A 15,361-nucleotide genomic window follows, 5' to 3' on the forward strand; every position below is an offset into this window, starting at 1 on the left:
CCCACCCCAGCGCACCTTAAATCCCGTCGACGGCCTTGCTGACCATGATGTTCACCGCGACGCGGCGGTTCTGCGCCATGCCTTCGGGGGTGCTGTTGTCCGCCGCCGGATCGGCTTCGGCCATCCCGGTCGGGGTTAGCATGCGATAGGGTTTCCAGCCGCACGCCTGCTGAAGGTAATTGACGACGCCGGCGGCGCGCTTTTCGCTGAGCGCCTGGTTCACTTCCTGACTGCCCCGCGAATCGGTGTAGCCGATGACGAGCAGCAGAGCGTTGTCCATCCCTTCGGCCTGCGTCGCCGCGGCGCAGAGATCGGCCTTCGCCTGCGACGACAGCACCGCCTTGCCGGTGTCGAAGTTCACGTTCGTCGTGCCCTTGATATTATATTGGTCGATATCGCCGACGCGGCCGCGCAGCGCCTCGGTCGCCGCCGTCTGTTCGGCAAAACGCTGGTTGGTGCCGGTGCGGATCATCGACGCGGTGCGCAGATCCTTGCTTTTGAGTTCGACCTGGCTCGCGAGCAGGCCGCCGCTCCACTGCAGGGTCTCGACCGAGACCGGCAGACCGTTGAGCAGCGAGTCCGCGGCGAGCTTGCTGCGGCTGAGGCCCAGGAAGCCACCGCTGCCCTTGATCTTGGTGTTGTCGCCGATGGCGATCGCGGTGTCGGTGCCGTCGGCGGTCGTGATCTGCATCATGCCGTCGCTGCGCGCCGAGATGATGCCTTCGATCTCGGGTCCCTTGGCCATCGTGGCGGGGTCGGGGATCGGCTCGCCGTTGACGATCACGGCGTCGCGCTCGGGCGCGTCCTGCGCCTGCGCGGCGAAGCCGACCGTCGCGGCGCCTGCAAGCATGGTCAGCAAGATGATTTTCGGACCCCTGGAAACCGCACCCATATGTTACTCCTCTTCCTGTTGGATCGGCAGGGCGCATGACGTGGCCCCTTCTGGCACAGGAATACTCATGGCACGGCCCAGAGTTGCGCGGATCGTCGAGCGCCTTGCACGACTCGTCGGATCGGGCAGAGGCGCGGAAAAGCGCGCCTGTCCGCGGCTTACCGGCGAATCGATCCGGGAAGTTCAGGCATTACGGGCAGTTAGCCCGCCATCGACGGGAATCACCGCGCCGGTGATGTAGCTGGCGGCGGGAAGGACGAGGCCGAGCGTCACATGCGCGACCTCCTCGGGCTCGCCATAGCGGCGGAGCGCGGTGCGGCGCCGGGCGAAGACGGCCTTGTCCTCTTCGGGCACCTTGTCGGTCATGCCGGTGCGGATCGGGCCGGGGCAGATGCAGTTGACGGTGATCCCCTCCTTGCCGAGGTCGACCGCAAGGCCCCGCGTCAGCCCGGTGACGCCGGTCTTGGCCGCGACATAGGGCGTGTCGCCCGGCGTCGCGCCGAGCCCTTCGGTCGAGGCGATGTTGACGATGCGCGCGGCGTCGCTGCGGCGGAGCCACGGCAGCGCGGCGCGCACCATGCGCTGGTGCGCGGTCAGCATCACGGCGATCGCGCGGTGCCAGATCGCCTCATAGTCGTCGTCGGCGTCGAGCGGGCAGAAGCTCGATACCCCGGCATTGTTGATGAGGATGTCGATGCCGCCGAAATGATCGGCGATGGCGGCGACGGTGCGCTTGATCGCCTCGCCGTCGGCGACGTCGAGCGCGAAGGCCTTGGCGTTATCGCCGGCTTCGGCCGCGACGGCTTCTGAGGCGGCAAGGTCGAGGTCGGTGACCGCGACCTTCGCGCCTTCGCTGGCGAGGAGCAGCGCGGTCGCGCGGCCCATGCCGCTCGCCGCCCCGGTGACGATGGCGACGCGGCCGGCGATGGAGCGCGAAAGGGTGGGGGTCGGCATGGGCTATTCTCTCCTACAAGCTCGTCGCCCCCGCGCAGGCGGGGGCCGCTATCGGCCTTATCCTTCTCTGCTGCGCAAACCTCCGGCGGCCCCCGCCTGCGCGGGGGCGACGACCTAGCGGAACGGCGGCTCGTTGAACGCGCGCAGCTTACGGCTGTGGAGCTTGGCGCCCTCGTCGCGCATCGTTTCGCAGGCGCGGATGCCGATCTGGAGGTGGGCGGCGATCGCCTCCTCGTAGAAGCGGTTCGCCTGCCCCGGCAGCTTGAGTTCGCCGTGAAGCGGCTTGTCGCTGACGCAGAGCAGGGTGCCGTAGGGGACGCGGAAGCGATAGCCCTGCGCGGCGATGGTCGCCGACTCCATGTCGATGCCGATCGCGCGCGACTGCGAGAAGCGCAGCGCGCTGTCGGTATAGCGCAGCTCCCAATTGCGGTCGTCGGTGGTGACGACGGTGCCAGTGCGCATCCGTTTCTTGAGGTCGGCGCCGCTCGCGCCCGACACCGCCTCGGCGGCGCTGGCGAGCGCGAGCTGAACCTCGGCGATCGCGGGAATCGGGATTTCGGGGGGCAGCACCGCGTCGAGGATATGATCGTCGCGCAGGTAAGCGTGGGCGAGGACATAGTCGCCGATCCGCTGGCTGGGTCTGAGGCCGCCGCAATGGCCGATCATCAGCCACGCCTCGGGCCGCAGGACCGCGAGATGGTCGCAGATCGTCTTGGCGTTGGCGGGGCCGACGCCGATGTTGACGAGCGTGATGCCCGCGCCGTCGGGCGCGATCAAATGATAGGCGGGCATCTGGTGCCGCCGCCACGCGCTGTCGGCGACGAGCGCGCTGGCGTTGACGCCCGGCCGGTCGACGTAGAGGCCCGCGGCGCCGGCGAGCGCGGTGTAGCGGCCCTGCCCGACCTGCGAGGCCGCCCAGGCGACGAATTCGTCGACATAGCGGTGATAGTTGGTGAACAATATATAGCGCTGGAAATGCTCGGGCGCGGTGCCGGTGTAATGGCGCAGCCGCGCGAGGCTGAAATCGGTGCGCAGCGCATCGAACAGCGCCAGCGCCTGCGGCTTGGCGGGATCGGCGCCGAACAGCCCGTCGGCGAGTTCGTCGCCGATGTCGGCGAGTTCGGTGGTCGGGAAATGGCGCGCGAGTTCGAGCGGCGTGACCCCGCCCATGTCGGACCCGTCGCTCGCGTCGAGCACATAGGGGAAAGGGATCTGCTGCCCGGTGCGCGTCACCTCGAGCGTGATGTCGTAATGGCGCGCGAGCAGCAGGAGCTGATCGCGCAGATAATCGGCGAACAGGTCGGGGCGGGTGACGGTGGTGACGAATACGCCCGCATGTTCGAAGCGGCCGAAGGAAAGATTATGCCCCTTCTGCCCCTCGCGCTGTTCGCCCGTCGTGGTCAGGCGGATCGCGGGATAGTCGAAGAGGCCGGTCGCCGCGGCGTCGGCCGGGGGCAGGGTGCGGTCGTGGACATAGGCCGCGATGGCCGCTTTGAGATTGGAAACCGACGCGCGGAACTTGTCCTGAAGTTCGGCGATGATGCCCTCGACGAGAGCGGTGGGGTCGGTGCTGGTCTGATCGTGCGATGAGTGTGATGTCATCGCGACGCTGTTGCATGAAATTGTGACAAAAGGGAAGGGGGGCGCAATTCCCCCCTCCCTGGAAGGGAGGGGCGGGGGTGGGTGGCCGCCGAAGGCGGCGCTCTTCCTTCGCTCGCTTCGCTCGCACCCACCCCTAGCCCCTCCCTTTCAGGGAGGGGAATCCATCCTCAGAGCTGTTCCAGCATATGGTCCGCGCTCGACACGCGGAATTCGCCGGGGGCCTCGACGTTGAGCTGTTCGACGACGCCGTCGTTGACGATCATCGAGAAACGCTGGCCGCGCTTGCCCATGCCGAAGGCGGTGCCGTCCATCGTCAGCCCGACCGCGTCGGCGAAGGCGCCGTTGCCGTCGGCGAGCATGGTGACGCTGTCGTTCGCGTTCGCGCTCTTCGCCCAGGCGCCCATCACGAAGGCGTCGTTGACCGCGGTGCAGACGATTTCGTCGACGCCCCTGGCCTTGAGCTCGCCGGCCTTGTCGACGAAGCCCGGCAGATGCTTGGCCGAGCAGGTCGGGGTGAAGGCGCCGGGGACCGAGAAGAGCGCGACCTTGCGGCCCTTGAAATAGTCGGCGGCGTTGACCTGTTCGGGACCGTTGTCGGTGACCTTCACGAAGGTCGCTTCGGGCAGCTTGTCGCCGGTCTGGATCGTCATCTTGGCATCCTTTCATTGAGGGGATCGTGTCGGGGGTGACATCGGAGCGGGGCGGGCGCGAGTCAAGGCTCGGCCATCCCATTTCCTCGTCATCCCGGACTTGATCCGGGATCCATTCTCTCAGCGCCGGATGAATGGATCCCGGATCAAGTCCGGGATGACGAAGGGAAATATGGCGCTGGACCCTTTTTGCCGCACGGGGCATTGTATCGCCCATGGACACCGCGCCGCCTTTCTTCACCGGCCAGTTGCTGCTCGCGCTGCCGGGCATCGGCGACCCCCGTTTCGCGCACGCGGTGATCGCGATGATCAGCCATGACGAGGAGGGCGCGATGGGGATCGGAGTCGCCGACCCGATCGACGGCATGACCGTCGGCGCGGTGCTCGACCAGCTCGAGATCGGGCACGACGGACCGCTCGACCAGCCGGTTTTCCTCGGCGGGCCGGTCGAGCCGTCGCGCGGCTTCGTGCTGCACAGCCGCGATTGGGGCGGCGAGGGCGCGGTGCAGGTCGCCGATCGCTGGATGGTGTCGAGCTCGCACGACATCTTGCGCGCGATCGGCGAGGGGCGCGGGCCCGCGCGCTGGCTGGTCGCGCTCGGCTATGCCGGCTGGTCGCCGGGCCAGCTCGAGGAGGAAATGGTCCGCCACGGCTGGCACGTCACCCCCGGCAGCGACGCGCTGCTGTTCGAAACGCCGCCCACCAGTCGCTGGCAGGCGGCGTTCGCCGAAGCGGGAGTGGACGCCCGCTTGCTGACGACCGAAGGCGGCGAAGCCTGAAAGCCTCCCCCCTCCTCTGAAGAGGAGGGGCTTAAAGGTTGCTACCGCGCCAGCGCGAGCAGCGGCTTGCCTTCGTTGAGGTTGGCGAGCGCGGTGCGCGCGGCCCAGCGCGAATCCATATAGGTTCCGCTCGCCAGTTCGACATCGTAGCGGATCGGACTGGCGATCGCGGCTTCATAGGCGGTGGCGGCGTCGGCCGCTTGTCCCAGCCGCGCATAGGCGGTGCCGAGGTTGATCAGCCGCGACGGATCGCGCGCGTCGATCGCGCTGTGCGTCAGCTTGTCGACCGCCGCCGCGTTCCGGCCGGCCTGCAATTCCTCATAGGCGACCGACAGCGGCGACATATCCCCGGCGTCGCCGCCGCTCACGACGATCGACTGGGCCGCGGCGGGGCCTGCGAAAGCAAGCGCGACGAACAGCGGCAGAAATTTTTTCATTGTCTCTATCTCCCCGAAAACTTTGGATGATTTTCCATCTGGCGGGATGAAAAGTCAATATTTCCGGGGCGTTGTAACAAGGGTGTCACAAAGCGGAATTAAGCTTATCGCCAATCCGCATTATAAGGCTCGATTATCAGAATCTTGGGCGCGGCGACTTCGTGTCACAAAGGCGCGCGGGCGGCTGTCACAATTGCGCCCGCGAAAAATTTATTTTCGCGCTGCCGCCGAGTCGTGCCGAAAGCGCGACCGCGGACGGCCCGGCTCTTGATGATATAAAGAAAAGTTTATATTTGATCGGAGCGGCGCTTTCGGATAGGGCGCCGGGCAAATTTCGTGGCCGCTCGCCTGCGGTCGACCTCGCCTGATCTGGAGAATGATTCGTGGCTACTCTCGCCGCCGACACCCGTGACTATGTGATCGCCGACATCGGCCTGGCCGACTTCGGCCGCAAGGAAATCGCGATCGCCGAAACCGAAATGCCCGGCCTGATGGCGCTGCGCGCCGAATATGGCGCGGCGCAGCCGCTGAAGGGCGCGCGCATCACCGGCTCGCTGCACATGACGATCCAGACCGCGGTGCTGATCGAGACGTTGAAGGCGCTCGGCGCCGACGTCCGCTGGGCGACGTGCAACATCTTCTCGACCCAGGACCATGCCGCCGCCGCGATCGCCGCGGGCGGGACGCCGGTCTTCGCGGTGAAGGGCGAGAGCCTCGCCGATTACTGGGACTATGTCGGCCGCATCTTCGACTGGGGCGACGAGGTTTCGAACATCATCCTCGACGACGGCGGCGACGCCACCATGTTCGCGCTGTGGGGTGCGAAGATCGAGGCTGGCGCGACCCTGCCCGCGCCCGAGAATGAGGAGGAGGTCGAGTTCCAGCGCGCGCTCAAGGCGTTCGTCGCCGCGAACCCCGGCTATCTCACCAAGACGGTCAAGGCGCTGAAGGGCGTGTCGGAGGAAACGACGACCGGCGTCCACCGCCTCTACGACATCGCGAAGAAGGGCGAGTTGCCCTTCCCGGCGATCAACGTCAACGACAGCGTCACCAAGTCGAAGTTCGACAATCTCTATGGCTGCAAGGAAAGCCTGGTCGACGCGATCCGCCGCGCCACCGACGTGATGCTCGCGGGCAAGGTCGCCGCGGTCGCCGGTTTCGGCGACGTCGGCAAGGGCTCGGCGGCGTCGCTTCGCAATGGCGGCGCGCGCGTGCTCGTGACCGAGATCGACCCGATCTGCGCGCTGCAGGCGGCGATGGAAGGCTATGAGGTCGTGACGATGGACGAAGCCGTCCAGCGCGCCGACATCTTCGTCACCGCGACCGGCAACGCCGACGTCATCACCGCCGAGCATATGGCGGCGATGAAGCCGATGGCGATCGTCTGCAACATCGGCCACTTCGACAGCGAGATTCAGATCGCGGCGCTCGCCAACTATAAATGGACCGAGGTCAAGCCCGGCACCGATCTCGTCGAATTTCCCGATGGCAAGCAGATCATCGTGCTGGCGAAGGGCCGCCTCGTCAACCTCGGCTGCGCCACCGGCCACCCGTCGTTCGTGATGTCGTCGAGCTTCACCAACCAGGTGCTGGCGCAGATCGAACTGTTCACCAAGGGCGAGAATTACGGCAACGACGTCTATGTCCTGCCCAAGCATCTCGACGAAAAGGTCGCGGCGCTGCACCTTGAGAAACTGGGGGTGAAGCTCAGCAAGCTGACCCAGAAGCAGGCCGATTATATCGGCGTGCCGGTCGAGGGGCCGTTCAAGCCCGATCATTATCGCTATTGAGGCATCGCTCTTGAGGACGTGGCTTTGGGGCAACACATCGCAGCCACATGTGACATCTTGGTGAGATTTTTGTGGAATTCTAAAAAGCTCCCCTTAAGGTCGGGCCTTATGGGGAGCTTTGCCTCCCCCTGAAAACCGGGGAGTTACAAGATGAAGTTGTTTGCGAAGGCCGCGCTTGGCGCGTGCGTTTCCGTTATTGCGTTGTCCGCGTCGGGCACCGCGCTTGCGCAGGAGCAGGACAGCGTCGCGCCGCAGGAGAGCGCCGACTCGAAGGATTCCGACGATGTGATCCTCGTCACCGGTTCGCGTATTGCGCGTCGTGGCACGGAGACCGTCGAGCCCGTCATCGTTCTGGATAGTGCGTCCATTGAATCGCGCGGCTTTAGCACGCTTGGACAGGCCCTGAGCGAACAGCCGGCGTTCGGGATCGCTGACTCGTCGCAAGTCGGTACGCAATCGAGCTTTGGTCCCGGTCAAAGCTTCGTCAATTTCTTCGGTCTTGGATCGCAGCGCACCCTGACGCTGGTCGATGGGCGTCGCTTCGTCGGTTCCAATACCTCGACGATTTTCGGCCCCACCGGTTCGGGCGGGTCGCAGGTTGACCTTAACCTTATTCCGACGAAGTTGATCGACCGGGTCGAAACCGTCGCCGTCGGTGGTGCCCCGATCTACGGTTCCGATGCCATCGCTGGCACGATCAACGTCATCATGAAGCGCGATTTCGAAGGCTTCGAGATCGATGGCCAATATGGCATTTCCGATCATGGGGATGCGCCCGACTATCGTTTCCGCGCGATTGCGGGTACGAATTTTGCCGATGGGCGCGGCAACATCACCTTTGCCGCCGAATATAACAAGTCGCGGGGGCTGCTCTATACCGACCGTCCGCTGTCCGCTCTCGGCCGTTATACCGATCCGGCAACGACGCCCGGATATCCTTATCAAAGAGAATATTACACGGATCGGCGTCTTCCGGGGATATCCGAAAATGGCATCCCGCTGGTCGGCACCTTTGGGGCCGATCTGCTGGGATTGAACGCCATTCTCCCGCCAAGCTATCAGGCGCTGTATGGTCCTTACGCGGAAATTTATGGTGGCGCGCCTGCCGGAACGCCATTCAACATGGGCGTCACCGGTGGCGGTCCAGCCACCCAGGCAATGCGGTTCGACCGCGACGGCAATCTGATTCCGATCGATTACGGCATTACGACCAGCCTTACCAATGCATCGGGCGGCAACGGCTATAGCCTGACGGATTTGTCCAACCTGTTGACCAATACACAGCGCTACAGCGGCATCGCGAAGGCCGAGTTTAATTTTTCGGACAGTGTCCGCCTCTTCGGCGAGGCTTGGTACACGCATAGCGACGGCACGAACCTGCGTGATCAGCCGGAATATAACTCTGGCTTGTTTGGATATCCCGGCGATCTCGCCAATGCCGGGGCGTACATGATCAGCATCAATAATCCGTTCCTGTCGGACGCTGCGCGCGCGACCATTCAGGAATCGATCAACAATAACCCGCTCAGCGACCAGAATATCTATGGCGGCACCCAGGATTATTTCTTCCTCGACCGGGCTAATACTGACCTGATCAATGGCCGGGTGAAGGGTAAGGTCGATACATACCGTTTCGTGGCCGGTCTGGACGGCGAAATCAACGTGCTGGATGGTAAATCCTGGAAATGGGAAGTGTTCGGTAACTATGGCCGTTCGAAGACCAGCAGCGTTCAATCGACGCTGAACGTCCAGAATCTGGCCAATGCGGTTGATGCGATTGGCACCAGCGCGGCAGATGCCACCTGCCGGCCGGGGGTGGTCAGTTCGACCGGCCCGACGGTCAGCAATGTTTGCGCGCCGCTCAACCTGTTCGGCAACGGTCAGGCGAGCAAAGCGGCTCTCGATTATGTGACCATGCTGGCGACCCCAAAATCGGTCAATACGCAGTATGATTTCGTTGCGTCCCTGTCGGGACCGTTGGTCAGCCTGCCGGGCGGCGATCTTTCCTTCGCGGTCGGCTACGAGCATCGTGACGAGCATACGAAATTCGATCCCAGCGATGCCTTTCTCGGTGCGCCGGACGCGGATCCGACAGTCGATAGCAATGGTGACGGGGATCCGACCAACGACCGGACCAGCTATGGCCAGCTCGTTCCGATCGCGGCGATCGATGCAGGCTATAATACCGACGAGATTTTCGGAGAACTGCAGGGCGATTTGATCGGGCCCGATAACAATATCCCGATGATCTATGCCCTGAACTTCCAGCTCGCTGGACGTTATGTGCATAATTCATACACGGGCGGCGCTTTCACATGGACAGCAGGCGGTCGCTGGTCGCCGGTACGTGATCTGACCATCCGTGGTAACTTCACGCATTCCATCCGTTCTCCATCGATCACGGAATTTGCCAATCCCTCGCAACAATCCTTTGGCTTCGCGGATGATCCTTGCGATCAAACCGCCATCGACCAAGGACCGAATCCGACGGCGCGCGGGGCGAACTGTCTGGCTGCGTTCCAGGCGCTTGGACTTACGGCCACGGATCTCGCGAATTATGACTCGCTGTCCGACGAACGGTCGTTCCTGCAAGGCACGGCGGGCGATGCCGGTCTGAAAAACGAGACAGCCAATTCCTGGACTGTCGGTGCAATTTTCCAGCCGACCTTCGTGCCGCGCTTGGTGATTTCCGCCGACTATGTGGATATCAAGGTTAAGGGCGTCATCTCGAGCTTCGGTGCGGAAGATGTTCTCTCGGCCTGCTATGACTCGGCGACTTATCCGGACAATGAATATTGCGATCGGGTAACGCGCGACAATACGGGCAATCTGTCCTATGTCGTGTCGGGCTATGTGAACGCGGATGAACTTCGCTATCGCGGCATCGTTTCGCAAGGCAGCTATCGCTTCCCCACGCCGTTCCTGGGCGCGGAAAGCGGCATTGGTCTTTCGGTCAGCTATCAGCATTTGTTCGAGATTTCGAGTGTCTCGGCTGGAACGAAGACCCGAACCGAAGGAACTGCCGGCTACTCGAAGGACAAGTTCGTTGCGACGGCGACCTATGCGAATCAGGGCTTGGAAGTGTTCGCCCAGGCGAGCTATATCGGCCCTGCCAAGATCGATAATTATTATGCCGAAGACTATCAGATCAACCATTACGACGCGGTGGTCTTTACCAATCTCGGGGCAACCTACACTTTCCCCGATTCGGCTTTCCAGCTGCGCTTCAATGTGGACAATGTGTTCGGCACCAAGCCGCCGTTTCCGTCGTCGGGAACCTCGGATGTCTATTTCCGGGGTGCGATGGGGCGCTTTTATCGCGTCGGTGCAGCGGTCAGGTTCTGATCGAAGCACAGATACAGGAAAGGCCCGCCCTCGTTGGCGGGCCTTTTCATTTGGAGGTAGTCGAGTGCGCCGCCGTCCCTGTCGTGCGTTTCGTCGCGTGGCGCTTTCGGAGCCGATGTCAGACGATTGAAACGCTGCAAGACAGTCGATAGGTGCAGCAGGATGCGCCGCGGTAATCTTCCTCAATCTTCAGCCCGATCGGCCCGATAGCCGTGGGAATGGGCAACGGAGCCCTTTTCGCGCTCGGCCTGTTTGCCGCGCTCTGGCTGCTCGCCGGGCTGTGGGCGGTCGGGCGCGGGATTGCGATGCAGCGGCGGTCGGCGTTCGTCGCGGGGCAGACCGACCGGCTCGCGAGCCTGATCGAGGCGTCGCCGCAGCTTCCCGTCGTCGTCCGCGCCGACTGGCGGATCGAGGCGAGCGAGCGGCTCGGGCTGTGGCTCGGGCTCGATCGCGGGCCGCGCAGTTTCGACGAACTGCGCGGGCTAGACGCGGGGCTGGGCCAGCCCGAGCATGAGCAGCTTCGCCAGGCGATCCTTGGCGCGCAGCGCGGCGCCAAGCCCTTCACGCTCAGTCTGAGGCCGGTCGGCGGCAACCGGACGATCGTTTTCCATGGCGCCGCGGCGCCGCAAGCGGTCGGCGGGCCGGGCAGCGTGCTGCTGTGGATCAGCGACGCGACCGACGGGCAGCAGGCGCTGGCCGAGGCGCGGCGCGAGCGCGGCGAGGCGATGGCGGCCTTTGCCGCGCTCTCGGGGCTGATCGAGGCCGCGCCCTTCCCGATGTGGTTCCGCGAGCCCGACATGCGCCTCGCGCTCGTCAACGGCGCCTATGTCCGCGCGGTCGAGGCGAAGAGCGCGGCGGCGGTGATCGACGCCGGCACCGAACTGTGCGAGCCGATTGCGGGGGTGAGCGCGACCGACGCCGCCGAGGCGGCGCGCGACGCCGGATCGGCGCAGCAGCGCACCGTGCCCGTCACGATCGAGGGCGAGCGGCGGATCATGCGCGTCGTCGACGTGCCGCTGGCGCCCGAGGGCGGACGGACGATCGGCATCGCCGGCTATGCGATCGACATCCAGGAGCTCGAAAGCGAGCGCGGCGCGCACCGGCGCTTCGTCGACACCCAGCGCGAATTGCTCGACCGGCTGTCGGCCGCGGTCGCGCAATTCGGCCCCGACCAGAGCCTCGTCTTCGCCAACCTGCCGTTCCGCCGCTTCTTCGCGCTCGACGCGAGCGAGGTCGCCGAGGCGCCGCCCTTCGCGCGGCTGCTCGATGCATGGCGCGAGGGCGGACGCACGCCCGAGGTGCGCGATTATCCCGAATGGCGGCAGGCGCATGTCGACTGGTTCGCGCGCGCCGAGGCGAGCGAGGAGGATTGGCTGCTCCGCGACGGCACCCACCTCCACGTCGTCGCGCAGCCGACCCCCGACGGCGGGCTGCTGCTGATCGCCGAGGACAAGACCGAGCAGGTGCAACTCGCGGGTGCGCGCGACACGCTGCTCCGCGTCCGCACCGCGACCTTCGACAATCTGTTCGAGGCGATCGCGGTGTTCGCGCCCGACGGCCGGCTTCACCTCTGGAACCAGCGCTTCCGCCGGCTCTGGAATATCGAGGAGCACAAGCTCGCGGCGCATCCGCGCGTCGATGCGCTGATGGGCGGGCTGGCCGACCGGCTCGCCAAGCCGAACCAGATCAGCATCGTGCAGGAGGTGATCCGCGCGGCGACGCTCGAACGCACGCAGCGCGCGGGCGAGATCCGCTTCGCCGACGGGCGCCATTTCGATTTCGCCTCGATCCCGCTGCCCGACGGCAATGCGCTGCTGATCATGCTCGACATCACCGCGAGCCGGAAGATGGAAGGCGCGCTGCGCGAGCGCAACGAAGCGCTCGAGGCCGCCGACAAGGTCAAGACCGCCTTTCTGTCGCGAATGAGCTATGAACTGCGCACGCCGCTGACCTCGATCGGCGGCTTCGGCGAGATGCTGCAGGCGGGCTATGCCGGCGAACTGCCCGCGCCCGCCAAGGCCTATGTCGATGCGATCATGGATTCGGTCGGCGTGCTTGGGCGGCAGATCGACAATGTCCTCGACCTCGCGCAGGGCGAGGCGGGGACGCTGGCGGTCGAGCGCGCGGCGGTCGACGTCCGCGCGCTGCTTGAAACCGCGCTTGCCGATGCGAAGCCGTTCGCCAAGGGCGAGAAGATCGAGCTTGCGGGCCAGCTTGCCGAAGGTCTCGGGACGATCGAGGGCGATGCGCCGCGGCTGTCGCGGCTCGTCGCCGGGCTGCTCGACAATGCGATCCGCTTCACAGCGCCCGCGAAGCGCAGCGGCGGCCGCGTGCTGCTCCATGCCGAGGGCGACGGCGCGCGGGTGGAGATCGTCGTTTCCGATAACGGTCCGGGTATGCCCGACACCGTTGCCGCGGTTACCAGGGGCACGCAGGCGGGGACGCAAAGCGGCGGCATCGGCCTTGCCCTCGCCCGCCAGCTCGTCGCCGCGCACGGCGGGACGATGGAGGTGATGAGCGAGAAGGGGCAGGGGACGCTGGTGCGCGTCAGCCTGCCGCGGGGTGGGTGATGATCGGCGCCCATGCTTCTTGTCCGTGTGTCCCCGCGAAGGCGGGGACCCATCTCCGGCCTGTTTCATCTTGCACCGACCGGAGATGGGCCCCCGCCTTCGCGGGGGAACGGCGCTTGTTTTGAGCCGATGACTTTCAGCCATCCCTACACCCTCGACGAAGCCGACCGTATCGGCGCCGCCATCGGCGCCGTGCTGGCGCCCGGCGACGTGGTGCTGCTGTCGGGCGATCTCGGCGCGGGGAAGACGACGTTGGCGCGCGCGATGCTCAAGGCGCGCGGGCTGGCGGGCGAGGCGCCGAGTCCGACCTTCGCGATCGTCCAGCCCTATGCGCCGCCCGAGGTCGATCTACCCATCGCGCATGTCGATCTCTATCGCATCGAGCGCGCCGACGAGCTGATCGAGCTCGGGCTCGACGATTATCTCTACGACGGCGCGCTGCTGATCGAATGGCCCGAACGGCTCGGCGCGCAGGGCTGGCCGGAGGCGCTGATGCTGACGATTTCGGGCAGCGGCGACGCCCGCGTCTTGACAGCCGAAGTGCCTGCGGCTTGGGAGGCGCGATGGCCGCTCCGATGATTCCGCCCGCCCACGCCCCGGCTTTCCTCGCCGCGCATGGCTGGGGCGACGCCCAGATTTTGCCGCTCGCGGGGGACGCCTCGTTCCGCCGCTATTTCCGCATCGTCGGCGCGGGGCGGCAGGCGGTGCTGATGGATGCGCCGCCGCCGCACGAGGACCCGCGACCCTTCGTCGCCATCGCCGAATATCTCTGCGAACAGGGGTTGACGGCGCCCGCGATCCTCGCGCGCGACCTTGACAAGGGGCTGCTGCTGATCGAGGATTTCGGCGATGTGCGCCTGCGCGAGACGCTCGATGCAGCGCCGGATGCCGAGGCGGACCATTATGCGGGGGTGACCGACCTGCTCGTCCACCTCCACGCGCGGTCGCCGATGGCGGGGCTGCCGGTGCATGGGCTGGCGCAATGGCTGGACGAGGTGATGCTGTTCCCCGACTGGTATTGCCCCGCGCTCGATCTGGAGGTCGACCGCGATGCGTTCCGCGCCGCGTGGGAAGAAGTGCTGGCCCCGGTCGAGGCCGACGGCCTGCCGCGCGTCACGGTGCTGCGCGACTATCATGCCGAGAATATCATGCTGGTGCCCGGGCGGGACGGTATCGCGCATTACGGCCTGCTCGATTTCCAGGACGCGCTCGTCGGCCATCCCGCCTATGACCTTGCCTCCGTGCTCGAGGATGCGCGGCGCGACGTGACGCCGGCGGTCGAGGCGGCGATGCTCGATCGCTATGTCGCCGCGACCGGGCAGGGCGAGGCGTTCCGTGCTGCCTATTGGGCGCTCGCGGCGCAGCGCAACACGCGCATCCTCGGCGTTTTCGTGCGGCTGTGGAAGCGCGACGGCAAGCAGGGCTATCGCCGTTTCCAGCCGCGCATGTGGAGACTGCTCGAACGCGACCTCGCGCATCCGGCGCTTGCGGCGGTCCGGCAATGGTTCGACGCCAATGTCCCCGCTTCGAAGCGGGCGGAGGCATGGGCGTGAGTGCAACAATCGAAAGCGCGATGGTGATGGGCGCGGGCATCGGCAAGCGGATGCGCCCGCTCACCGCGACGCGGCCGAAACCGCTGGTGCGCGTCGCCGGCAAGGCGCTGATCGACCACAGCCTCGACCGGATCGAGGCGGCGGGGATCGGCCATGTCGTCGTCAACGTCCATTATCTCGCCGACGCGCTGGAGGCGCATCTTGCGGCGCAGAAGCGCAATTTCACGATCGCGGTCTCCGACGAGCGCGGCCAGCTTCTCGAGACCGGCGGCGGGATGGTGAAGGCGCTGCCCTTGCTCACCGGCGACCCGATCCTGATCGTCAACAGCGACAATATCTGGACCGACGGACCGCAGGACAGCATCCGGAACCTTGCGCGCCATTGGGACGGGGAGAAGATGGATGCGCTGCTGCTCGTCATCCGTCAGGCCAGCGCGACGGGGCACGGCGGCCGCGGCGATTTTCATATGGACGGCGACGGCAGGCTCAGCCGCCGCAGACCGGGGCGGGTGGCGCCCTTCGTCTACACCGGCATCCAGCTCGTCTCGCGCCGCTTTCTCGACGGCGCGCCCGAAGGCCCCTTCTCGACCATGCTGCTCTGGGAACGGGCTATTGCGGCGGGGCGGCTCTATGGCCTGTCGCATATGGGGCAATGGTTCGACGTCGGCACCCCCGCGAGCATCGCCCCGACCGAAGCGGCGCTGAGCGAGGTTTGAACCTTCTCCATCGTCATTGCGAGCGCAGCGAAGCAATCCAGAGCTTGCGTAAACCGCTCTGGATTGCTTCGCT

Annotated in this window: 12 protein-coding genes; 7 read left to right on the top strand and 5 right to left on the bottom strand. The window is 65.6% G+C overall.

Annotation, left to right across the window (positions count from 1 at the left end; all coding sequences use genetic code 11):
* Nucleotides 1-16: 16 nt before the first annotated feature.
* The 4 genes from OJI97_RS02965 to OJI97_RS02980 form a co-directional block, all read right to left on the bottom strand.
* Nucleotides 17-892 (bottom strand): OmpA family protein, encoded by an 876-nt coding sequence (locus OJI97_RS02965; protein ID WP_297661005.1) that lies wholly within the window; start codon nucleotides 890-892, stop codon nucleotides 17-19.
* A 183-nt stretch (nucleotides 893-1,075) separates the two neighbouring features.
* Nucleotides 1,076-1,846 carry an SDR family oxidoreductase gene (locus OJI97_RS02970; RefSeq protein WP_297661007.1) on the bottom strand — a complete coding sequence of 257 codons (771 nt, stop codon included), beginning with the start codon at nucleotides 1,844-1,846 and terminating at the stop codon, nucleotides 1,076-1,078.
* 114 nt (nucleotides 1,847-1,960) lie between these two features.
* The gene (locus OJI97_RS02975; RefSeq protein ID WP_297661009.1) at nucleotides 1,961-3,448 is read right to left on the bottom strand and encodes an AMP nucleosidase; all 1,488 of its coding nucleotides are present in this window, start codon (nucleotides 3,446-3,448) and stop codon (nucleotides 1,961-1,963) included.
* A gap of 167 nt (nucleotides 3,449-3,615) precedes the next feature.
* On the bottom strand, nucleotides 3,616-4,098 hold the full coding sequence (locus OJI97_RS02980; RefSeq protein ID WP_297661011.1) for a peroxiredoxin: 483 nt from the start codon (nucleotides 4,096-4,098) through the stop codon (nucleotides 3,616-3,618).
* 215 nt (nucleotides 4,099-4,313) lie between these two features.
* Here OJI97_RS02980 and OJI97_RS02985 point away from each other — a divergent pair, with 215 nt between their 5' ends.
* Complete coding sequence (locus OJI97_RS02985) at nucleotides 4,314-4,877, top strand: YqgE/AlgH family protein (RefSeq protein ID WP_297661013.1); 564 nt, start codon at nucleotides 4,314-4,316, stop codon at nucleotides 4,875-4,877.
* Nucleotides 4,878-4,918: 41 nt separating this feature from the next.
* Here the strand turns inward: OJI97_RS02985 and OJI97_RS02990 are convergent, their stop codons facing one another.
* Nucleotides 4,919-5,314 (bottom strand): hypothetical protein, encoded by a 396-nt coding sequence (locus OJI97_RS02990; protein WP_297661015.1) that lies wholly within the window; start codon nucleotides 5,312-5,314, stop codon nucleotides 4,919-4,921.
* Between the two features lie 383 nt (nucleotides 5,315-5,697).
* Here OJI97_RS02990 and ahcY point away from each other — a divergent pair, with 383 nt between their 5' ends.
* The 6 genes from ahcY (at nucleotide 5,698) to OJI97_RS03020 (ending at nucleotide 15,288) form a co-directional block, all read left to right on the top strand.
* Entirely contained in the window at nucleotides 5,698-7,104 is a 1,407-nt protein-coding gene (gene ahcY / locus OJI97_RS02995; protein WP_297661016.1) for an adenosylhomocysteinase, read from the top strand.
* Nucleotides 7,105-7,254: 150 nt separating this feature from the next.
* Nucleotides 7,255-10,449 carry a TonB-dependent receptor gene (locus tag OJI97_RS03000; protein WP_297661018.1) on the top strand — a complete coding sequence of 1,065 codons (3,195 nt, stop codon included), beginning with the start codon at nucleotides 7,255-7,257 and terminating at the stop codon, nucleotides 10,447-10,449.
* A gap of 218 nt (nucleotides 10,450-10,667) precedes the next feature.
* Nucleotides 10,668-13,019, top strand: coding sequence for a PAS domain-containing sensor histidine kinase (locus tag OJI97_RS03005; RefSeq protein WP_297661020.1), 2,352 nt, complete (start codon nucleotides 10,668-10,670; stop codon nucleotides 13,017-13,019).
* Between the two features lie 129 nt (nucleotides 13,020-13,148).
* Nucleotides 13,149-13,598 (top strand): tRNA (adenosine(37)-N6)-threonylcarbamoyltransferase complex ATPase subunit type 1 TsaE, encoded by a 450-nt coding sequence (gene tsaE / locus OJI97_RS03010; RefSeq protein ID WP_297661022.1) that lies wholly within the window; start codon nucleotides 13,149-13,151, stop codon nucleotides 13,596-13,598.
* Nucleotides 13,595-14,572: a phosphotransferase gene (locus tag OJI97_RS03015; protein WP_297661026.1), complete on the top strand. Its 978-nt coding sequence runs from the start codon at nucleotides 13,595-13,597 to the stop codon at nucleotides 14,570-14,572. The genes tsaE and OJI97_RS03015 overlap by 4 nt, the downstream gene beginning before the upstream one ends.
* Entirely contained in the window at nucleotides 14,563-15,288 is a 726-nt protein-coding gene (locus OJI97_RS03020) for a nucleotidyltransferase family protein (protein WP_297661024.1), read from the top strand. The genes OJI97_RS03015 and OJI97_RS03020 overlap by 10 nt, the downstream gene beginning before the upstream one ends.
* Nucleotides 15,289-15,361: the final 73 nt, after the last annotated feature.

Origin of the sequence: Sphingopyxis sp. (genome assembly GCF_025869345.1) — a bacterium.
Classification (GTDB): domain Bacteria; phylum Pseudomonadota; class Alphaproteobacteria; order Sphingomonadales; family Sphingomonadaceae; genus Sphingopyxis.